The organism is Pseudomonas sp. NY15463 (assembly GCF_048068415.1).
Lineage (GTDB): Bacteria > Pseudomonadota > Gammaproteobacteria > Pseudomonadales > Pseudomonadaceae > Aquipseudomonas > Aquipseudomonas mosselii_C.
Genome location: NZ_JBLUQD010000008.1, coordinates 35017 through 55325 on the forward strand (window position 1 = coordinate 35017; position 20309 = coordinate 55325).

22 protein-coding genes are annotated in these 20309 nt (G+C 63.2%); 11 read left to right on the forward strand and 11 right to left on the reverse strand.

Annotated features, from left to right (window positions below; genetic code table 11):
• Nucleotides 1–83 precede the first annotated feature (83 nt).
• Entirely contained in the window at nt 84–416 is a 333-nt protein-coding gene (locus ACNFIC_RS20035; protein ID WP_138218005.1) for a hypothetical protein, read from the forward strand.
• A gap of 83 nt (nt 417–499) precedes the next feature.
• On the opposite strand, the gene ACNFIC_RS20040 is transcribed toward ACNFIC_RS20035, so the two are convergent.
• From ACNFIC_RS20040 to ACNFIC_RS20055, 4 genes are all read right to left on the reverse strand, one after another.
• Nucleotides 500–805: a hypothetical protein gene (locus ACNFIC_RS20040; RefSeq protein WP_138218006.1), complete on the reverse strand. Its 306-nt coding sequence runs from the start codon at nt 803–805 to the stop codon at nt 500–502.
• A gap of 242 nt (nt 806–1047) precedes the next feature.
• Complete coding sequence (locus ACNFIC_RS20045; protein ID WP_138218007.1) at nt 1048–1236, reverse strand: hypothetical protein; 189 nt, start codon at nt 1234–1236, stop codon at nt 1048–1050.
• A gap of 142 nt (nt 1237–1378) precedes the next feature.
• Complete coding sequence (locus ACNFIC_RS20050; RefSeq protein WP_416781711.1) at nt 1379–1699, reverse strand: YbjQ family protein; 321 nt, start codon at nt 1697–1699, stop codon at nt 1379–1381.
• Nucleotides 1700–1775: 76 nt separating this feature from the next.
• Nucleotides 1776–2666, reverse strand: a complete 891-nt coding sequence (locus ACNFIC_RS20055) for an EamA family transporter (protein ID WP_416781713.1) — start codon at nt 2664–2666, stop codon at nt 1776–1778.
• A gap of 255 nt (nt 2667–2921) precedes the next feature.
• Between ACNFIC_RS20055 and ACNFIC_RS20060 the strand changes: the two genes are divergently transcribed.
• From ACNFIC_RS20060 to ACNFIC_RS20070, 3 genes are all read left to right on the forward strand, one after another.
• On the forward strand, nt 2922–4319 hold the full coding sequence (locus ACNFIC_RS20060) for a purine-cytosine permease family protein (protein ID WP_416781714.1): 1398 nt from the start codon (nt 2922–2924) through the stop codon (nt 4317–4319).
• 90 nt (nt 4320–4409) lie between these two features.
• Complete coding sequence (locus ACNFIC_RS20065; RefSeq protein WP_416781716.1) at nt 4410–5717, forward strand: substrate-binding domain-containing protein; 1308 nt, start codon at nt 4410–4412, stop codon at nt 5715–5717.
• 148 nt (nt 5718–5865) lie between these two features.
• A complete protein-coding gene (locus tag ACNFIC_RS20070) occupies nt 5866–6846 on the forward strand; it encodes a TerC family protein (RefSeq protein WP_138218012.1) in 981 nt (326 codons plus the stop codon).
• Nucleotides 6847–6885: 39 nt separating this feature from the next.
• Here the strand turns inward: ACNFIC_RS20070 and ACNFIC_RS20075 are convergent, their stop codons facing one another.
• Nucleotides 6886–7179 carry a DUF1330 domain-containing protein gene (locus ACNFIC_RS20075; protein ID WP_416781718.1) on the reverse strand — a complete coding sequence of 98 codons (294 nt, stop codon included), beginning with the start codon at nt 7177–7179 and terminating at the stop codon, nt 6886–6888.
• A gap of 78 nt (nt 7180–7257) precedes the next feature.
• On the opposite strand from ACNFIC_RS20075, the gene ribBA reads away from it, so the two are divergent.
• The 5 genes from ribBA to ACNFIC_RS20100 all read left to right on the forward strand — a co-directional run bounded on the left by ribBA (nt 7258) and on the right by ACNFIC_RS20100 (nt 12603).
• Nucleotides 7258–8373, forward strand: coding sequence for a bifunctional 3,4-dihydroxy-2-butanone-4-phosphate synthase/GTP cyclohydrolase II (ribBA, locus tag ACNFIC_RS20080; protein ID WP_416781719.1), 1116 nt, complete (start codon nt 7258–7260; stop codon nt 8371–8373).
• Between the two features lie 306 nt (nt 8374–8679).
• The gene (locus tag ACNFIC_RS20085) at nt 8680–9705 is read left to right on the forward strand and encodes an ABC transporter substrate-binding protein (RefSeq protein ID WP_138218015.1); all 1026 of its coding nucleotides are present in this window, start codon (nt 8680–8682) and stop codon (nt 9703–9705) included.
• Entirely contained in the window at nt 9702–10619 is a 918-nt protein-coding gene (locus ACNFIC_RS20090; RefSeq protein WP_416781721.1) for an ABC transporter permease, read from the forward strand. The genes ACNFIC_RS20085 and ACNFIC_RS20090 overlap by 4 nt, the downstream gene beginning before the upstream one ends.
• Nucleotides 10620–10625: 6 nt before the next feature.
• Nucleotides 10626–11435 carry an ABC transporter permease gene (locus ACNFIC_RS20095; RefSeq protein ID WP_138218017.1) on the forward strand — a complete coding sequence of 270 codons (810 nt, stop codon included), beginning with the start codon at nt 10626–10628 and terminating at the stop codon, nt 11433–11435.
• A gap of 19 nt (nt 11436–11454) precedes the next feature.
• A complete protein-coding gene (locus ACNFIC_RS20100) occupies nt 11455–12603 on the forward strand; it encodes an ABC transporter ATP-binding protein (RefSeq protein ID WP_138218018.1) in 1149 nt (382 codons plus the stop codon).
• A 90-nt stretch (nt 12604–12693) separates the two neighbouring features.
• Here ACNFIC_RS20100 and ACNFIC_RS20105 read toward each other — a convergent pair whose 3' ends face one another.
• Nucleotides 12694–13575, reverse strand: a complete 882-nt coding sequence (locus ACNFIC_RS20105; RefSeq protein ID WP_416781722.1) for a DMT family transporter — start codon at nt 13573–13575, stop codon at nt 12694–12696.
• 210 nt (nt 13576–13785) lie between these two features.
• On the opposite strand from ACNFIC_RS20105, the gene ACNFIC_RS20110 reads away from it, so the two are divergent.
• The gene (locus ACNFIC_RS20110; RefSeq protein ID WP_416781723.1) at nt 13786–14610 is read left to right on the forward strand and encodes an aldo/keto reductase; all 825 of its coding nucleotides are present in this window, start codon (nt 13786–13788) and stop codon (nt 14608–14610) included.
• 64 nt (nt 14611–14674) lie between these two features.
• Here ACNFIC_RS20110 and ACNFIC_RS20115 read toward each other — a convergent pair whose 3' ends face one another.
• The 5 genes from ACNFIC_RS20115 to ACNFIC_RS20135 form a co-directional block, all read right to left on the reverse strand.
• Nucleotides 14675–17167, reverse strand: coding sequence for an EAL and GGDEF domain-containing protein (locus tag ACNFIC_RS20115; RefSeq protein WP_138218021.1), 2493 nt, complete (start codon nt 17165–17167; stop codon nt 14675–14677).
• Nucleotides 17168–17310: 143 nt separating this feature from the next.
• On the reverse strand, nt 17311–17811 hold the full coding sequence (locus ACNFIC_RS20120; protein WP_138218022.1) for a GNAT family N-acetyltransferase: 501 nt from the start codon (nt 17809–17811) through the stop codon (nt 17311–17313).
• 72 nt (nt 17812–17883) lie between these two features.
• The gene (locus ACNFIC_RS20125) at nt 17884–18300 is read right to left on the reverse strand and encodes a RidA family protein (RefSeq protein ID WP_138218023.1); all 417 of its coding nucleotides are present in this window, start codon (nt 18298–18300) and stop codon (nt 17884–17886) included.
• 69 nt (nt 18301–18369) lie between these two features.
• Nucleotides 18370–18582 carry a PLDc N-terminal domain-containing protein gene (locus ACNFIC_RS20130; RefSeq protein WP_138218024.1) on the reverse strand — a complete coding sequence of 71 codons (213 nt, stop codon included), beginning with the start codon at nt 18580–18582 and terminating at the stop codon, nt 18370–18372.
• Nucleotides 18583–18664: 82 nt separating this feature from the next.
• Entirely contained in the window at nt 18665–19132 is a 468-nt protein-coding gene (locus ACNFIC_RS20135) for an FAD/FMN-containing dehydrogenase (RefSeq protein WP_138218025.1), read from the reverse strand.
• Nucleotides 19133–19265: 133 nt separating this feature from the next.
• On the opposite strand from ACNFIC_RS20135, the gene ACNFIC_RS20140 reads away from it, so the two are divergent.
• The gene (locus ACNFIC_RS20140; protein WP_416781725.1) at nt 19266–20273 is read left to right on the forward strand and encodes a GlxA family transcriptional regulator; all 1008 of its coding nucleotides are present in this window, start codon (nt 19266–19268) and stop codon (nt 20271–20273) included.
• Nucleotides 20274–20309: the final 36 nt, after the last annotated feature.

The window sequence follows — 20309 nt, forward strand, 5'->3', positions numbered from 1 at the left end:
CCTTGGTTAGCGCGCTACATGTGTAGTGCCGAATGTGAACTTCACAACGTTGTTCACCAACGAATGAGAGTAATGGGGGCTTTATGATGAACTTGAACAACAATCCGACTATTGACCAATTGGCCCAGCTGTTCGCCGCGCGCAAGGACAGCCTGGACGATCATCTGCTGTGGGTCAGCCAAACCGGCGAAGTCCGCCTGGACCGCCTACCGCCGAACACAGCCGAAGCTGAATTCGAATCGCACATGCCGAGCATGCGTGCCCGCTTCAAGGTCTACCGCCGTGGCCAAGGCTACGTCGGCAAGAAGGCCGCCGCCGACACCGGTTTCGTCGGCCGCGTCCTGCAGACCCTGCAACAACAATGGCCCGACGCCCGCGAGCATCAGGCCGTCAAGGTGATCGACACGCTGAACTGACAAGGCGCGTCATTCATCCTCGCTTAGCCCGGCCCACAAGGCCGGGCTTTTTCATGACGGCGGCAAGCGCCTCAGGCTCACTCTCAGGCCCGCCGCCGGCAAGGCACTTGCCCGGGCATCGGCAAGGCGCCCGTCGCCAACGCCCGAACCCGATCCACGCCCCACACCAGCGCACGGGTCATGGTTTCGCCAGGACGCGCCGGGTAGTACTCCTCCAACAGCGCGCCGCCATTGCGCGCGTAGATCCCGAGGAACAACTGTGTCGCCCCCAGGCGCGACAACCGCACCTGCACATCCAGGCTAGTGCCATCGCTGAGCACTTCGTCGTGGCTACGGCTGTGCAACTGTGCATCAGCCCACTGCCAGTAGGTTTCTTCCCTGATTCGCATTGGCGTCGATACTCCCTCTGATCGAATGCCGCGCAAGAAAACCACAGACCCGTAACGTTGGCCAGAGCGACCTGTCCTAGCCATGCGCCGGATCAACGAATGCAGGAAAAACCCCACCATTCGGCGGTAATCCAGCCCCTCTCTCGGCACAAAACCGCCCCTACAGCGTCCGTGCAGGAGCGGCCTTGTGTCGCAATGGGCCGCACAGCAGCCCCAGCAATCTCAAGTGAACAGCAGGTGGGTCATTTTTTCGAGGGCACACGCGGGGTGAAGCGGCCCTTCTTGCTGCGCTGCAAATGGGCAGGTTGCAACTGCTCCGATTCATCCAGGGTCATGTGGGCAAAGCCCAGGCGGAACGCGGCCTGGCCGCAGCGCACTTGGCTGTTGATCGGAAATGAATCGTTCATGTCTTCGAAATAGGATTCGCTCATGCCCTTGTCTCCCTCCACTGGTGACCGTGCCGGCAAGCAGTGCGCTTGCCCAATTAAGCGGCGGCCCTGATGAAGTTAGACTAGCCGGTCATTTGCAGACCTATCGGACATTTTCCCCTTGCCCGACCAGTGGCACTTAGCCTTACCTGAGGCGCACCGCCGTGCCGGCGGCGAACACCACGACCATGCCACCCTGCACCGAGGGCATGCTGATCTCGAAGTCGACACCCAGCACAGCATCGGCCTGCAACAGCCGTGCCCGAGTCTGCAACTCTTCGGTGGCCTGCTCGCGGGCAAGCTTCAGCGCGCTTTCCAGGGTCTGTGAACGGCCACCGAAGACGTCGCGAAAGCGTGCAAAGAAATCGCGCACGAAGTTGATACCCTGCACCGATTCGGCGCTGACCACGCCGAGGTATTCGGCAACCGGGCGGCCTTCGAGCTGGCTGGTGGTAGAGATGATCACGGCGGGCGCTCCCTTGGGCTGGCGAAGGGAGCGAGTCTAACAGAGCCTCAGGCGGGCGAGCTCGCCCACCTCTGCATCAATGTACAACAGTAGCCGCCCGCAGACGCTGCCCCAAACGCGGTCCGAACACGTTGATCAGTAACCCCAGCATCACCAGCAACGCGCCCCAGCCCTGGACAGCACTCAAACGCTCGCCCAGCAGCAGCGCCGAGGAACTCAGGCCAATCACCGGGACCAACAGCGAGAACGGCGCCACCTTGCCGGCCGGGTGACGCGACAACAGCGTACTCCACAGGCTGTACCCCAGCATGGTGGCGACGAACGCCAGGTAGATCAGCGCTAACACCGAACTCCAACTGATGTTGAGCAGCGCATGAGCAATGCGCTCGGGCCCCTCCAAGTACCACGACAGCGCCAGGAACGGCAGCGGCGGGATCAGTCCACCCCAGATCACCAACGCCACCAGGTCGACCTTGCCGAAGCGCCGAGTGATGATGTTGCCCATGCCCCACATCGCGCCCCCGCACAATGTCAGCAACAAGGCGATCAGTGGCACGTGGCTGCTGTTTTCGCTGCCTATTACCGCAAGGCCGCTGGCGGCCACCAGGAGCCCCAGCACACCGGCCATGCGCAGGCGCTCACCCAGAAACAACGCGGCGAAGCCCATGGTGAAGAACGCCTGCGATTGCAACACCAGCGACGCCAGCCCCGGTGGCATACCGCTGTACATGGCCTGGAACAAGAACGCGAATTGGCCCAGCGAAATGGTCGCGCCATAGGCGATAAGCCAGCGCCATGGCAAGTTCGGGCGCTTGACCAGCAGCACAGCGGGGAACGCCACCAGAGCAAAGCGCAAGGCGCCCAGCAACATCGGCGGCAAGCCATCGAGGCCGACCTTGATCACCACGAAATTGACGCCCCAGGCGATGATCACCACCAGGGCAATCAGCAGATCCTTGAGTGGCATGGCACGCATTCCTTCTTCAGGCTTGTTCTAGACATATTTGGAAACAGCATAAGGTTATTCCTGAACCATGGACCAGCACAGTTACGCAGCACCCTTGCATAACAGTAGGCTGTGATGCCCCGCCCGCCCCTGCACGCCAATCGCGCAAACATCGGCTTGACCTTACTTGTATATACATGCTCATATCAGCACTAGGTCATCGCCCTGCCGATCACCGCCGCCCTGACAAAAACAACGAAGCGGAGCCCTTTGCCGATGTCCAGCACACCTGTGATCGAGCGGCGCTCGATCGACTACATCCCCGAATCCGAGCGCCACGGGCGCGTCTACAGCCAGTTCACGCTTTGGCTGGGGGCCAACTTGCAAATAACCGCAATCGTCACCGGGGCCCTCGCCGTGGTGCTGGGCGGCGATGTGTTCTGGTCGCTGATCGGCTTGCTGCTGGGCCAGTTGATCGGCGGTGCGGTGATGGCCCTGCACGCCGCCCAAGGTCCGCGCCTGGGGTTACCCCAGATGATTTCCAGCCGCGTGCAGTTCGGCGTGTACGGTGCAGCCATCCCCATGCTGCTGGTGTGCCTGATGTACCTGGGCTTCACCGCCACCGGCACGGTGCTCTCAGGCCAGGCCATCGGCCAGTTGCTCAGTGTCAGCGACAGCACCGGTATCCTGATCTTCGCTGCGGTGATCGTGCTGGCGACCCTGGCCGGCTATCGGGTGATCCACTGGATCGGCCGGTTGGCCAGCGTGCTGGGCATCATTGCCTTCGTTTACCTGTTCAGCCGCATCCTGATGCTGGCAGACATCGGCCAACTGCTCGACAACCGCCACTTCAGTTGGGCCAGCTTCCTGCTGGCGGTGTCACTGGCAGCGTCCTGGCAGATCGCCTTCGGCCCGTACGTGGCAGACTACTCGCGCTACCTGCCAAGCAACACGTCGCCGCTCAAGACCTTCCTCGCCGCTGGGCTGGGCTCAGTGCTCGGAGCCCAGGCCTCGATGATCCTCGGGGTATTCGCCGCCGCCATCGCCGGCGGCCAGTTCTCGGGGCGCGAAGTGGCCTACATCGTCGGGCTGGGCGGTGCCGGCACCACGGCGGCACTGCTGTACTTGTGCATCGCCTTCGGCAAAGTGACCATCTCCACGCTCAATAGCTACGGCAGCTTCATGTGCATCGCCACCATCATCAGCGGGTTCCGTGGCCATGTGCAGATCAGCCGGACGCAGCGCCTGGTGTTCGTGCTGGGGATCGTCGGGGCGGCCACCTTGGTCGCGCTGCTCGGCCAACATGCGTTTCTCAGTGCCTTCAAATCATTCATTCTGTTCCTGCTGACCTTCTTCGTGCCGTGGAGTGCGGTGAACCTGGTGGATTACTACTTCATCACCAAGGAGCGCTATGACATCCCGGCACTGGCCGACCCGGATGGCCGCTATGGGCGCTGGAACTGGCCGGGTATCGGTGTGTATACCCTCGGCGTACTGGTACAGATGCCATTTATCGACACCAAGCTATACACCGGGCCCCTGGTGGCGCATCTGGGAGGCGTCGATGTGTCGTGGCTGATCGGTCTGGTGGTGCCGAGCGTGCTGTACTACTGCGTCGCCCGCCGCCGGGCAGCCGAGGCGCCAGCACGGATCATCCTGCCCGAGGGGCGTTGAGCGAAGGCTGAACGACGCAGGCGCCCTGTCATCCGACGGTCACGCTACTGTCGTAATCTGCGGCGCAACTCTGCGCCACAGGTCTTCGGCATGCACCGCCTGCTTATCGCGACGCTCTTCGTGTTCCCCATGCTGGCCCTCGCTGAGACTGCGCAAGTGCGCATCCAGGGCTCCAACACCATCGGTGCCGCGCTGGGCCCGGCACTGGTACGTGGCATGCTGCACGCGCAAGGGGCCAGCGCAATCGAGACCCTGCCTGGCGCCCAGCCCAACGAAACGCTGATCCGCGCCCGCAGCCGCAATAACCAGCCGCTGCGCATCGAGATTGCCGCGCATGGTTCAAGCACCGGCTTCGCCGCCCTGGCCGCTGGCGAGGCGGACATGGCCGCCGCCTCGCGGCCAGTCAACGATCAGGAAGTGCGGCAACTGCAAGCACTGGGCAACCTGCGCGGCGCAAATACCGAGCAGGTAATCGGCCTGGACGGTGTAGCGGTGATCGTGCATCCCGACAACCCTCTGACCCAACTGAGCATCGCGCAATTGGCGCAGGTGTTCGCAGGCCAGGTGCAGCGTTGGGAACAGTTGGGCGTGCCAGGCGGGGCTATTCACGTGTACGCCCGCGACGATCGCTCGGGGACCTTCGAGACATTCAAGGCCCTGGTGCTCGACCCACAACAGCGACAGCTGTCGAGCCAGGCGCGACGTTTCGAGTCCGCCGATGACCTGGCCGAAGAGGTCGAAGGCGACCGCCAAGCCATCGGTTTCAGCGGCCTGGCCTCGGTACACCAGGCCAAGGTGCTGGCCGTCGGCGAAGGCGATGCCACTGCGCTGCCACCCAGCCCTGCACTGGTCGCCAGCGAAGACTACCCGCTGTCGCGCCGATTGTTCTTCTACCTGCCCGAGCATCCCCGCACCCTGGCCCGAGCGCTGGCTGATTTCGCCCAGAGTCCGGCGGGCCAGGCTATCGTCGCTGAACAAGGGTTCGTCTCTCAACAGGTGCGCGCATTGCCCATGCCTGCCCAGCCGGATATGCCCGCACGCTACCGGGCCCTGGCGGGCCAAGCCAAGCGCTTGACCGTGAACTTCCGCTTCCAGCAAGGCAGTGCCAATCTCGACAACAAGGCCCTGCGTGATGTGCAACGGGTCAGCGACTACCTCGTGCGAGCCGGCAAGCTGAACGATAAGGCTGTTCTGGTGGGCTTTGGCGACCCCAAGGAAACGCCAGGCCGCGCTGCCCTGCTCTCACGCCTGCGGGCCATGGCGGTGCGCCGCGAGCTGGCACGCGCCGGGGTATTGGTGAGGGATGTGATTGGCATGGGCGATGAGCGGCCGGTGGCTGACAACGAGCGGGCGCAAGGGCGCCTGCGCAACCAGCGGGTGGAGGTCTGGGTGTACTGACAGGAAACGATATGTAACACCCTGCACCGCCCTGCCGCGCGCTGGACGACTAGGCTCGAATCTATGTGATACCGGGCCCCTCTGACGGTTAACGCCGCCATGTCGGAATCACTGTTGCGATGCAACGTCGACAATCAAGGAGGGGCTCATGACAGCTCTGCACACTTTTCTGTTTACCCCGTTCCTGGGTACCAGCGCGTGGTTGTGGCTGGTGTTCATCATCATCGTCGTGGGCCTGCTGGTGCTCGATCTGGGCGTACTGCACCGCCACGACCGCGAAATCGAAATGCGCGAAAGCCTGCTGCTGTACGCCGGATACTTCAGTGTCGGAGTGCTGTTCGGCGTATGGGTCTGGCATGAGCTAGGGTCGCAGGCGGCTCTGGAGTTCTATACCGGTTTTCTGGTCGAGCAGTCGCTGTCGATGGACAACGTGTTCGTCATGGCAATGATCTTCAGCTTTTTCGCCATCCCCCGCCGCTACCAACATCGGGTGCTGTTCTGGGGCATTCTCGGGGTGGTGCTGTTGCGGGCGATCATGATCGGCGTGGGCGCTGCGCTGGTGCAGCATTTTGCCTGGGTGCTGTACCTGTTCGGGGCGTTCCTGCTGTTCACCGGGATCAAGATGGCGCTGTCGAAGGCCGACGCCCATCCCGACCTTGCCAACAACTCGGTGCTGCGCTTCGTGCGCCGGCACATGCGTGTTACCGACCAACTGCATGGCCCACGCTTTTTCGTGCGTCTGACACCGCCTGGGGCCAGCCGCAGCGTGCGCTACGCCACGCCACTGTTCCTCGCGCTGGTGTTGATCGAGCTGGCCGACCTGGTGTTCGCGGTCGACAGCGTGCCAGCGATTTTCGCCATCACCCAGGACCCGTTCATCGTCTACACCTCGAACATCTTCGCCATCCTTGGCCTACGCTCGTTGTACTTCGCCTTGGCGGCGTTGATGCACCGCTTCGTCTACCTCAAGTACGCCCTGGCGCTGGTGCTGATCTTCATCGGCTGCAAGATCTTCTGGCATGGGATGGTCGGCAAGGTACCGGCAGAGGTGTCGCTGGGGGTGACCTTCGGATTGCTGCTCGGTGGCGTGGTGCTGTCGCTGCTGCGCACACGGCGGCAGCCGCAATAGCCGGTTGAAAGGGGGCCGCAAAGCGGCCCTCCCCCTCGTTCAGGGCTGGATGCCCTCGACGATGATCACCTCGGCCTTGGCCACCCCCTGCCGGTGCTTGCAAGCCTCCTGATACAGGTCTGAGCGATAGCACGCCAGGGCCTGCTCGTAGGAGTCGAACTCAATCACTACGCTACGCTGAGGCGTGGCCCGTCCTTCCATCGCTTCGCTACGCCCGCCACGGGCCAGAAAGCGCCCACCGAAGGCAACGAACGCCGCAGGGGCGCGCTGGGTGTACTGCTGGTACTGCTCGGGGTCGCTAACATCCACGTGGGCGATCCAATAGGCCTTCATGCGTCGTACTCCTGCTTCAGGGATATTTGTGTATGATGGTATACCATAAAAACCACTCCACCACCGCGAGCGTGCAGCATGGCATTCAACAGCATCGAAGAACTCTTAGAGGACTACCGGCAAGGCAAGATGGTCCTGCTGGTGGATGACGAAGACCGTGAAAACGAAGGTGACTTGCTGATCGCTGCCGAGCGTTGCGACGCGGCGGCCATCAACTTCATGGCCCGCCAGGCGCGCGGCCTGATTTGCCTGACCCTGACCGACGAGCATTGCCAGCGTCTGGGGCTGGAGCAGATGGTGCCGAGCAACGGCAGCGTGTTCAGCACTGCTTTCACCGTCTCCATCGAGGCCGCCAGCGGCGTCACCACCGGCATTTCCGCAGCCGACCGGGCACGTACCGTAGCTGCGGCGATGGCGCCTGACGCGCGCCCCGAAGACCTCGTGCAACCGGGCCATATCTTCCCCCTGCGTGCCCGTGAAGGCGGCGTGCTGACACGCGCCGGTCACACCGAGGCGGGCTGCGACCTGGCGCGCCTGGCCGGCTTCACGCCCGCCTCTGTGATCGTCGAGGTACTCAACGACGACGGCAGCATGGCCCGTCGCCCGGACCTCGAAGTGTTCGCGGCGCAACATGGCATCAAGATCGGCACCATCGCCGACCTGATCCACTACCGCCTGAGCACCGAACAAACCATCAAGCGCATCGGTGAACGCGAACTGCCCACCGTGCACGGCTCCTTCCGCCTGGTTACCTACGAGGACCGTATCGAAGGTGGCGTGCACATGGCCATGGTGATGGGCGAGATTCGCCACGACCACCCCACTTTGGTGCGGGTTCACGTGATTGACCCGCTGCGCGATCTGGTCGGTGCGGAGTACGCCGGCCCCGCCAACTGGACCTTGTGGGCAGCCCTGGAGAAGGTTGCCGCCGAGGGTGCCGGGGTGGTGGTGATCCTGGCCAACCACGAGTCGTCCCAAGCGTTGCTCGAGCGCGTGCCGCAGCTGACGCAGCCGGTGCGCCCGTACCAGCGTGGCCAATCGAAGGTGTATTCGGAAGTGGGCACCGGGGCGCAGATTCTTCAGGACCTGGGCGTGGGCAAACTGCGCCACCTCGGCCCGCCGCTGAAGTATGCGGGACTGGCAGGGTACGAGCTGGAGGTGGTGCAGAGCATCCCGTTCGAACCGCAGGCTTGAGCTACAAGCTGCAAGCTGCAAGCTGCAAGACAGAAGCAAGTGTGCGCCACCACGCGATCCGCTTTTTCTTTCAGCTTGCCGCTTACCGCTTGCGCCCCCCCCAAGAGAGTGATGGCCGGTCGCCCATCCCTCTTGCGAAAAGTTTGGAATACCATAATATGATATCCCGTAGACCTTGAAATCTTTGGCCGAACCTACAATCACAAGACGGCCGCGCGACAACACTTAGATAGCTGCTCCCCGAACACTATTGGCGGGCGCACCACAGGCCCCGCCTCGAATAACAAAAGCAACGAGGGCGTAACCATGCTGTTGAGCAAACGTGTAACCGCAGTGCTGTCCGCCAGCCTGCTGACCTTGGCATGTCAGGCCGCACAGGCCGCCGACAGCCTCAATTTCGTCAGCTGGGGTGGGACCACCCAGGATGCCCAGAAAGATTCCTGGGCCGCGTCATTCACCAAGGACACCGGCATCAAGGTCGTTCAGGACGGCCCCACCGACTACGGCAAACTCAAGGCCATGGTCGAAAGCGGCAACGTGCAGTGGGATGTGGTCGACGTCGAAGCCGACTTCGCCCTGCGTGCCGCCAGCGAAGGCCTGCTCGAACCCCTCGACTTCACCCAGATCAAGCGCGACAAGATCGACCCACGCTTCGTCTCCGACCATGGCGTCGGTTCGTTCTTCTTCTCCTTCGTGCTCGGCTACAACGAAGGCAAGCTCGGTGCCAACAAGCCGGTCGACTGGACCGCGCTGTTCGACACCAAGACCTATCCCGGCAAACGCGCCCTGTATAAATGGCCGAGCCCCGGCGTGCTCGAACTGGCGTTGTTGGCCGACGGCGTAGCCCCCGACAAGCTCTATCCGTTGGACCTGGACCGCGCCTTCAAGAAACTCGACACCATTAAGAAAGACATCGTCTGGTGGGGCGGCGGCGCCCAATCGCAACAGCTGCTGGCCTCCGGTGAAGCCTCGCTCGGGCAGTTCTGGAACGGCCGTGTGTATGCCCTGCAACAAGACGGTGCGCCAGTGGGCGTGAGCTGGAAACAGAACCTGGTCATGGCCGACTTCCTGGTCATCCCCAAAGGCGCCAAGAACAAGGACGCGGCCATGAAGTTCCTGGCCAATGCCAGCAGCGCCAAGGGCCAGGCCGATTTCGCCAACGCCACCGCCTACGCGCCGGTCAACGTCGACAGCGTCGGGCGCCTGGACCCGCAACTGGCCAAGAACCTGCCCACCGCCTACGGCAGCGACCAGGTGACCCTGGACTTCGCCTACTGGGCGAAGAACGGCCCGGCCATCGCCGCCCGCTGGAATGAGTGGCTGGTCAAATGAAAGTTGCCATCAACGCCCTGCACAACGCGCAAGGTGCCCCTTCGGGCACCGGCGCTCCAGGCGCGGCCAGCCGCCGCGTGAGCCTTGGTCAACGCTGGAAAGGCAGCCGCAACCTGCTGCCCGCCCTGCTCTTTCTGGGCCTGTTCTTCTTCGCCCCGCTGATCGGCCTGTTGCTGCGCGGGGTGCTGGAACCGGTACCGGGCCTGGGTAACTACGAGCAGCTGTTCGCCAACTCGGCCTACGCACGGGTGCTGTTCAACACCTTCTCGGTGGCCGGCCTGGTCACCCTGATCAGCGTGCTGCTGGGCTTCCCGCTGGCCTGGGCGATCACCCTGGTACCCAAGGGCTGGGGGCGCTGGCTGCTCAACATCGTGCTGCTGTCGATGTGGACCAGCCTGCTCGCACGCACTTACTCGTGGCTGGTGCTGCTGCAAAGCTCGGGGGTGATCAACAAGGCGTTGATGGCGATGGGCATCATCGATGCCCCGATAGAAATGGTGCACAACCTTACCGGGGTGGTGATCGGCATGAGCTACATCATGATTCCGTTCATCGTGCTGCCGCTGCAGGCGACCATGCACGCCATCGACCCGATGGTGCTGCAAGCCGGCTCGATCTGCGGCGCCAGCCCCTGGACCAACTTCTGGAAAGTGTTCCTGCCGCTGTGCCGCTCGGGGCTGTTCTCCGGCGCGTTGATGGTGTTCGTGATGTCGCTCGGTTACTACGTCACCCCGGCGCTGCTGGGCGGGGCGCAGAACATGATGCTGCCCGAGTTCATCATCCAGCAGGTGCAATCGTTCCTTAACTGGGGCCTGGCCAGTGCCGCCGCAGCGCTGCTGGTGGTCATCACCCTGGTGCTCTTCTACCTGTACCTGAAGCTGCAGCCGGAATCCCCGGTTGGCAACGCGAGGTAATCCGTCATGCTTCTGTCCCCCAATGCCATGGGCCGCCCGCTGCGCACCGGACTTTACCTGACCACCGGGGTCATCGCGGCGTTCCTGCTGCTGCCGGTAGTGTTCATCGTGCTGCTATCGTTCGGCTCCTCGCAATGGCTGGTGTTCCCGCCACCAGGCTGGACGCTCAAGTGGTACGCCCAGTTCTTCTCCAACCCGGAGTGGATGGACGCCGCCCTGGCCAGCTTCAAGGTCGCCGTACTGACCACCATCGCCGCCGTACTGCTGGGCCTGCCGACCGCCTTCGCCCTGGTGCGCGGGCGCTTCCCGGGGCGTGAGCTGCTGTACGGGCTGTTCACCATGCCGATGATCGTGCCACTGGTGATCATCGCCGTGGCGGTGTACGCGCTGTTTCTCAAACTGGGCTACACCGGCACGTTGTTCGCGTTCGTGGTCAGCCACGTGATCGTTGCCCTGCCCTTCACCATCATTTCGATCATCAACTCGCTCAAGCTGTTCGACCAGTCGATCGAGGACGCAGCAGTGATCTGCGGCGCTTCGCGCCTGCAAGCGATCCTCAAGGTGACCTTCCCGGCGATTCGCCCAGGGATGATCGCCGGCGGCCTGTTCGCCTTTCTCGTCTCGTGGGACGAAGTGGTGCTGAGCGTGATGATGGCCAGCCCCGACCTGCAAACCCTGCCGGTCAAAATGTGGACCACCCTGCGCCAAGACCTGAGCCCGGTGATCGCGGTCGCCTCGACCCTGCTGATCGGCCTGTCGCTTCTTGTCATGGTCATTGCCGCCGCCCTGCGCCGGCGCGCCGAAGTCAACGCCTGAGTGCCCGGAGACAATAACAATGAGTGCTGTGATCAAAGACAACGCGCACACCAAGACCCTGGTCAGCCTGCGCGGCCTGAACAAGCACTACGGCGACTTCACCGCCGTGGACAACCTCGACCTGGAGATCCAGGACGGCGAATTCCTCACCTTCCTCGGCTCCAGCGGCTCGGGCAAATCCACCACGCTGTCGATGCTGGCCGGCTTCGAAACCCCCAGTAGCGGCGAGATTCTGGTCGATGGCCAATCGCTGGTGAACGTGCCGCCGCACAAACGCGATATCGGCATGGTATTCCAGCGTTACTCGCTGTTCCCGCACCTGAACGTGCGTGACAACATCGGCTTCCCGCTGGCCATCCGCAAGTTGGGCGCGGCCGAAACCGCCAAACGCGTCGACGCCATGCTCAAGCTGGTGCAACTGGAAAAGTTCGCCCACCGCCGCCCTTCGCAGATGTCCGGCGGTCAGCAGCAACGGGTGGCAATCGCCCGGGCGCTGGTGTACGAGCCGCGCATCTTGCTGATGGACGAGCCGCTCGGCGCGCTGGACAAGAAGCTGCGTGAAGACCTACAGGACGAGTTGCGCCAGTTGCACCGGCGCCTGGGCATCACCATCGTATACGTGACCCACGACCAGGAAGAAGCCATGCGCCTCTCACAGCGCATCGCCATTTTCAGCCACGGCAAGATCGTCGGCCTGGGTACCGGCTACGACCTCTACCAGAACCCACCGAATGCCTTCGTGGCCTCGTTCCTGGGCAACTCGAATTTCCTGCGCATCAAAGCCAGCGGGAACGGCGCCGGTAGCTTCGAGGGTCAGCCGGTGGCGATTCGCCTGACACCGAACCTGGCCGCCGGGCAGGACGCGCTGATCATGGTACGCCCGGAAAAGGCCTTGGCCCTGACCGCAGAACAAGCTGCTCGTGAAAGCCTGCCAGCCGGCTGGAACGAGGTCACCGCGACCGTGGGCGAGGTATTGTTCCTGGGCGAAAGCCAGACCTGCCATGTGCTGACCCCAGGCGGTACGGAGCTGACCGTCAAGGCACTGTCCGCAGCGGGAATGCCGATGCAGCCGGGAGATAAGGTCAAGGTACGTTGGGCGGTGGCCGATGCCTGCATCTACACCGAATGGGCAGAAAGCGATTTGAGCAAAGGCGCCGGGGCGCACTGAGCCCTGGGCGCGGGCCAGGCGCAGGGTGTTGAAACCTGCGCTGAACCTGTGCCGACGAACCTCTTGCCGAGCGCCTCGGCAAGCACCCAGCTAGGCCTTATTGCGCTGCATCCACGCAGCGCCCAGCCCACTCAGGCAGATGATCGCGATCCCCACCAAGCTCACCCCATCCGGCGTGTGCCCAAACACCATCCATCCCAGCAGACCCGCAAAGACGATCTGGCAATAGCTGAACGGCGCCAGCAAGGCTGGCGCTGCATGCCGGAACGCCTGGGTCAGCAACAGGTGCGCAGTCATCCCACAGCCGCCGAGCCCGAGCATTAACAGGACGTGCGTCCAGTGCGGTACCTGCCAGAAGAACGGCACCAGCGCCGTCATCACCAGTGTGTTGCACAGCCCTGCGTAGAAATTACTGGTGGTCGGGCTGTCGTAAGCCGCCAGCTTGCGCGTCAGCAGTTGGTAGAAACAGAACCCCAGCGCAGAACCGAACGGAAACAGAATCGCCGGGGTGAACATCGCGCCGCCCGGATGCACCACCACCAACACACCCACAAAGCCCAGAACTACCGCCACCCACTGCCCCACGCTGACACGCTCCTTAAGCAGCGGCACCGACAGCGCGGTGACCAGTACCGGCGCAAGGAAGTTGACCGCCGTGGCCTCGGCCAGCGGCAGGTACTGTAGGCCGGCAGTGAACAACAGGCTGGTACTGAGCAGGCTCAGGGCTCGTAGCGTCTGCAGCAACGGTCGCCGGGTACGTAGCACCGCCACGCCCGCCTTGGGCAGGAAGATCCCGGCCATCAGCAGGGTATGCACCACGTAGCGGGCCCAGACCACCATGATGATCGGGTAAAGGCCGCCAAGGAATTTCGACAACCCGTCATGGCTGGCGAACAGGAAGGTGGCCACCACCACCAGCACGATGCCGCGCAGCGGCTGGTTGACTCCGGACAGCGGCGTACTGGAACTCATGGGGCCCTCGGGCAATGGCCCGGACTTGGCGTGCGGGCATGCGCGGATTCTAGAAGAGATCGACGCCGATGAACATTGTGCGCGCAGCGCAGTGTGCTTGGCCGACTAGGTTTTGTGCGCTAATCGACCACTTTATGCGGCATCCCGCCGCCAGCCGGGGCGTAATCGTGGATCATGCCCCTTCGTTTTAGATCCGTACAAGGAGTTCCCATGCACAGGCTCACGACTCGCCTAGGCCTCGACATGCCCGCCCTCGGCCTAGGCACCTGGCCGATGACCGGCAGCGACTGTACCCGCGCCGTACATCAGGCACTGGAGCTGGGCTACCGGCACATCGACACCGCCACCGCGTACGCCAACGAAGCCGCCGTCGGCCAGGCGCTGCGCGACAGCCAGGTGCCACGCGAAGCCATTCACCTGACGACCAAGGTCTGGTGGGACCGTTTGCAACCCCAAGCCATGCGCCAGTCCCTGGAAGACAGCTTGCGCGCCTTGGGCACCGAGCAAGTTGACCTGTTTTACATTCACTGGCCTGCCCAGCAATGGGACTTGGCCCGCAGCCTGGAAACCTTGGTGCAGTTGCGCGACGAGGGTAAGACACGCTGCATCGGCGTGGCCAACTTCCCGCTAGGCCTGCTGCGCCAGGTGGTGGAGCAGTTAGGCGTACCGCTCTCGGCGATCCAGGTGGAATACCACGCCTTGCTGGATCAAAGTCCACTGCTGGCCTTCGCGCGTCAGCATGACCTGGCCTTCACCGCCTACACGCCTCTGGCCCGGGGCCAAGTGGCCGAGCAAGCGGCGGTGCGCGCCATTGCCGAGAAACATGCAGTAACGCCAACCCAAATCGCCTTAGCCTGGTTGCTGGAGCAGCCGGGCGTAGCCGTGATTCCAAAGGCCAGCAGCCGGAAGAACCAATTGACCAACCTGGCGGCACTGCAAGTGCGTCTGGATGACGCCGACCGTACGGCAATCGCGGCCTTGCCGAAAGATCGGCGCGTGGTGAACCCTGAGTTTGCGCCGCAATGGGATAGCTGAACGCCGCCCCTCGCCCGCCTTCAGGCCTTAGTGCCTGAGTGCGGGCTCGGCGAGCTAGGTCGGGTTACTCGTCGCTCCCCACCTGCCCCACCTGTTTCAGGCGCTCACTGGCCGGCACCGGTCGCCCATACAAGTACCCCTGGAAATTCGAGCAACCCTCGGCCATCAGCCGCTGCATCTGCTCAGCCGACTCCACGCCCTCGGCCGTGGTCTTGATCATCAGGCTATTGGACAGCTCCGTGATCGCGCGCACGATCGACATCGCCTCACGGCTGTCGCACATGTCGTGAACGAACGACTTGTCGATCTTGATCCGGTCGAACGGAAACGAACGCAGGTAGCCGAGCGACGAATAGCCCGTACCGAAGTCGTCCAGGGATATCGATACCCCAAGGTCCTTGAGCGCGCGCAGCGTACGCACGTTCTCTTCGCTGTTGCCCAGTAGCACCGACTCGGTGATTTCAAGCTCCAGGCGGCTGGCCGGCAAGCCCGAATCGGCCAGCGCCAGGGCCACCGTATGCACCAGCCCGGTGTTCTTGAACTGCACCGGCGACAGGTTCACCGAGACACTCTGTTCGCTGTCCCAACTGGCCGCCTCCTGGCAAGCCAGGTTCAAGGCCCGGGCACCGATCTCGTGGATCAGCCCGGTTTCCTCGGCAATCGGAATGAAGTCCATGGGCATGATCATGCCGCGCGCCGGGTGTTCCCAGCGCATCAGCGCTTCATAGCCGGTGACGGTGTTGTTCTGCGGGTCGATGACCGGCTGGTAGTGCAGTTGCAATTGGCCCAGGTGCAGCGCAGTACGCAGGTCGGTCTCCACCAGGCGGCGTTGGCGGGCGGCGACGTCCAGTTCGACATGGAAACATTCGAAACGGTTACGCCCGTTGCGCTTGGCCTCGTACAACGCCATGTCGGCGTAACCAAGCAATTGCTCGCCCTGTTCGTGATCGACCGGTGCGACGGCCACGCCGATGCTCACACCTACGGTGAACTGGTGGCCTTCGATCAGGAATGGTGGGCAAATCGACTCGATCAGGCGCTGTGCGGTGTTGCTGGCCGCTTCACGGTTGTCCAGCCCTACCAGCACCACGGCGAACTCATCGCCCCCCAGACGCGCGAGGGTGTCGTGCTCGCGTAACTCACGGCGCAGGCGCTTGCCCAAGGCACGTAGCAATTTGTCGCCAAAGGCATGGCCGAGGGTGTCATTGATGTTCTTGAAGTTGTCCAGGTCAAGACACAGTGCGGCGGTCAACTTGCCACTGTGCTCGCCGCTCAGCAGCGCCTGCTTGAGACGCTCGTTGAATAGGGTGCGGTTGGGCAGGCCGGTCAGCGCATCATGGTGGGCCATGTGATGGATCTGGGCGTGGGCGGCGAGTTCTTCGGTGACGTCTTCGGCCACGAACAGCACATAGTCGCTCTGCCCTTCGCGGTTCTGACAGAGCATGGCGCGGCTGCGCAAGGTGCGCGTGCCACTGGCAGTGTCCACCCGGGTCTCGGCGCGGTAGCCCTTGGTGCTGCGTGCGCCGCGGGCCAGTTGTTGTTCGAGGTAGTTAGCGGCAGCCGGCGCCAAGCATTGGCGCGGCAGCTTGCCGACCAGGCTCACACCCTGGCCCCCGAACAGCCGCTCGGCCTGCTGGTTGGTCAGCAGAATCTGGCGGCTGCGCAGGTCCTGGACGATGACACTGGCAGGGATATTGGCGATCACCGAGTCGAGAAACTGCGACAGGTTGGTCATCTCCTGGCTGTACTGCTCGGCCAGTTCCTTGGCCTTGAGCAGCTCCTGTTCCTGCTGCCGGCGTTCGGTGATGTCACGGGTGATCTTGGCAAACCCGATCAACTGGCCACTGTCTTCGTCGTGGATCGGCTCGATCACAACGCTGGTCCAGAACAACGAACCATCCTTGCGCTGGCGCACGCCATCGGCCTGAAAACGACCCTCCAGGCGCGCGGTCGCAAGGCTAAGCGCCGGCAGACCGGCCTCGCGATCAGCTTCGGTGTAGAAGACCGAGAAGTGCTGGCCGACGATTTCCTCGCGGTGATAGCCCTTGGCCCGCTCGGCGCCTGCGTTCCAATTCACCACATGGCCATGGGTATCGAGCATGTAGATGGCGTAGTCACGCACGCCCTGCACCAACAGTCGGAAATGCCGCTCCTGCTCGCGCTGGGCGAGCTGCGCCCGATACTGCTCGGTGCAGTCACGGGTGATCTTGGCGAACCCCACCAATTGCCCTTCATCGTCATGCACCGCCTCGATCAGCACATGGGCACGAAACGCCGAGCCGTCCTTGCGCAGGCGCCAGCCGTGCTCCTCGAAACGCCCAGTGCTACGGGCCTGTTCGAGGTTACGCGCCGGCACCCCCGCAGCACGCTCATCCTCGACGTAGAACAGCGAATAATGCTGGCCGACGATTTCCTGTGCGCTGTAACCCTTGGCGCGCTGGGCACCGGGGTTCCAGTTGGCGACGAAGCCGTCAGGTGTGAGCAAGTAGATGGCGTAGTCCACCACGCTCTGGATCAACAGCCGGTACATGACGTCGGGACTTGCAGCTAGCGACATGGAATTTACCTGAACCTGCAACGGGCACGAAAAGGCGCATGCCGAGCTCCTGGGTCAGGTCAGCTAGGACGCGCAAAATACTGGCATTATGCCGGCTGACGAACGGCTTAGGTCAGTTCATGACGAAAAATACGCCGCGCACTTCAGTGCCGCACCCCGCTCACCAGGAAGTTGCGCAAATTCGGCTCGTCATCCAACGCGATTTCCTCCACCGCACGTGGCAGATCCGCCAACAACGCCTGGCAGAAGGCCAGGGCAGACGCATCGCCGCCATAACAGCGCAACAGCCAGTTGGCCTGGCCATGGCACAGAAACTGACGGGCCACAGCGCTGCCCACGCCCTGGCGCCTATAACGCTTGAGGATGAACAGGTCCGCCAGTTCCCGCGCCTCCAACCCCGGCACTTCGCTGCCCTCGATCAGCACGAAACCTGCGATGAACCCGTCCACCAGCACCAGGTACGCGCCCCAGCCGGGCGACTGCCAGTAGCGTTGCAAGTGCGGTTCATGCACATAGAAACGTCCGTCCACCTCGACATCCTCCTGCTCCCAGTCGGACGATTCGTAGGCGTAGAACTGGTACAGGTTGCGCACAAGCTCAGCCTGCTCGGGACCGGTCGGTAGCAGTTCGATGGAGGCAGGCATGGCGGGCTCGGGCGAAGGAAGGGAGCGCGATTGTAGCCGTGTGGCCCGCGCCCCACCATCGGCCGACGCTTATCAGGCGGGCAATGCTGCCAGTGCATCGATCTCGATCAACATGCCATCGAGCGCCAGGCGCGGCACGGGGATCAGCGTGCAGGTGGGGAGCATCGCCCCGGCCCACGCCTGCTGGGCCTCGGCCACCCACTGGCGCAGGCGTGGCTCGCTGTGATCGACGATCAGCAAGGTGAGCTTGTACACATCGCCAAGCCCAGCGCCCTTGGCTGCCAGGGCGAGCCGCAAGTTGGCCAGCGCCTGCCGGGCCTGTACCTCGAAATCAGGCGCCAGGCGCCCCTGCGCATCTTCCCCGCCCTGCCCGGCTACCGCCAACAAGCGGCTACCTGGGCGCACCTCGGCGAGATGGGAATAGGCGTTAGGGCTCGGGTCGTAGAGCCCTTCAGGGTTGCACAGGGAGAATGCGGTGGACTGGGCCATGTGGGCGCTCCATCGTGGGAAAGAGCGCCGAAGTATCAAACCTTGGGTTAACTTGAGGTCAAGCCCAAATCATTTTTCCTCCAGCACAGCCCGCCCCTTCACCGCCCGCGGACCCCGCCAAGCCCAGACCAGCAAGCCTGGGAACGGTGCGTAAACCACGAATACGATCCACAGCATCTTGCGTTCGGCGCGTCGCTCGCTGCCGATGATGTGCCAGATGGCGAAAATTTCCAGGGCGATCACCGCAAGCGCGACGATGATCCAGATCGTTCCAATTTCCATGAACCTTCTCCCGTTGGCATGTACAGGGTTGGGTCATGCCCAGTGCCGAGGGTTCAACTGGATTTCGCCGCAGTGCCACGCATCAGTTGCCCAACGCTTGTAACGCGGCCTTGAGCAGCGCAGCGTCGGCATATTCACGCTGCTCCACCAGTACCCCGTGGTCCAGCGTCAGCCACAGCACCTGGCCTTCGGTCCCGGCATAGCGGCTGGCCACACGCCCGTCGCGGTCGAGCATCACCCGATAGCTGTAGTCACGCATGGCGGGGATGGCGAACAGCTTGCTGATCACGGCCGGCATGCGCTCGATGTCAGCGACGAATACCGCACCGCGGGCTTCGAGGTAACCCTTGGGCTGATCGGCCAACGCGGCCTTGACCAGCTTGGCACCGTCCATGTCGCGGGCCACCAGCAACAGGCGTGTGTCGGCATTCAAGCTGTAAGGCTGCTCATACTGGTCAAGCAGCGTCCACGGGGCCAGGCGCTCACCTGGCTCGACAGCATGGGCAATCAGGGGTAACAGGCTCAACAGCAGTGCGGCGGCATATTTCATGGCGGAACACGTCCTGGATCGATGGGTGGTCAGCATAGCGCAACCACGCCAGGGACTGCTCGGCGCGCGCGGTGTTGTCTTTCCGCGCGCCGCCTTGCACACTCATCGCGCCAGCCAGGAAACGGAGTCCGCAGTGCCCACACCACGCCAGTTCAGCAAGAAGGCCAGCACCAGCAATATGCTGCGGCTCAAGAACAACGAGGGTAACGCGCAGCGCCCCTACCGGGTCGACTTCGTGCTCCTCGAGCATTTTTCCATGGCCAGCTTTACCGTGGCCATGGATGTGTTGGTCACCGCCAACCTGCTGCGTACCGAGAGCTTTGCCTTCAATGCGCTGTCGTTGGGCGGCGACCGGGTGCTCAGCGATCTGGGCCTGGAGCTGGTCGCCACCCCCCTTGATCCGAGCAGCCTGCAAGCACTCGATCTGCTGGTGATCTGTGGCGGTTTGCGTACGGCACTCAAGTATCCTGCCCTCGACCGCCTGCTGGGCGATTGCGCTGCCGATGGCATAACCCTGGGCGGGCTGTGGAATGGTGCGTGGTTCCTGGCCCGCGCCGGGGTACTCGATGACTATGGATGCAGCGTACACCCCGAGCAACGTGCCAGCCTTGCCGAATGTAGCCCGCAAACCCGCATCACGCCGGCCAGCTTCACCCTGGATCGCGACCGCCTGACTGCCGCCAGCCCCAACGGCGCCATGGAGTTGATGCTCGGGCTGGTGCGGCGCTTGCACGGCGACGCGCTGGCCGAAGGCGTGGAGGAGATCCTGTCGTTCTCCGGGGCGCGCTATCGTCAGGTTGGGCCGGGGGCAAAGAAGTCGATGAGCCTGCACCTGCGCACCATCGTCGAATTGATGGAGAACAACCTCGAGGAAACCCTCAGCCTGGATCAGCTGGCTGCCTATTCGGGCCGCTCGCGGCGGCAGATCGACAGGCTGTTCCAGGCTCAGCTCGGCACCTCGCCACGGCGTTACTACATGGAATTGCGCATCACCAAGAGCCGGCGCCTGTTGCAGTATTCGGACCTGTCGGTGATGGAGGTCGCGGTGGCCTGCGGGTTCGTCTCGGTCTCGCATTTCAGCAAGTGCTATGCGGCCTATTTCGGCTACCCGCCCTCGCGCGAGCAACGGCTGGGCGAATGAACCCAGCCCAACGGGCTAATGCCGGTCAGTGACCTT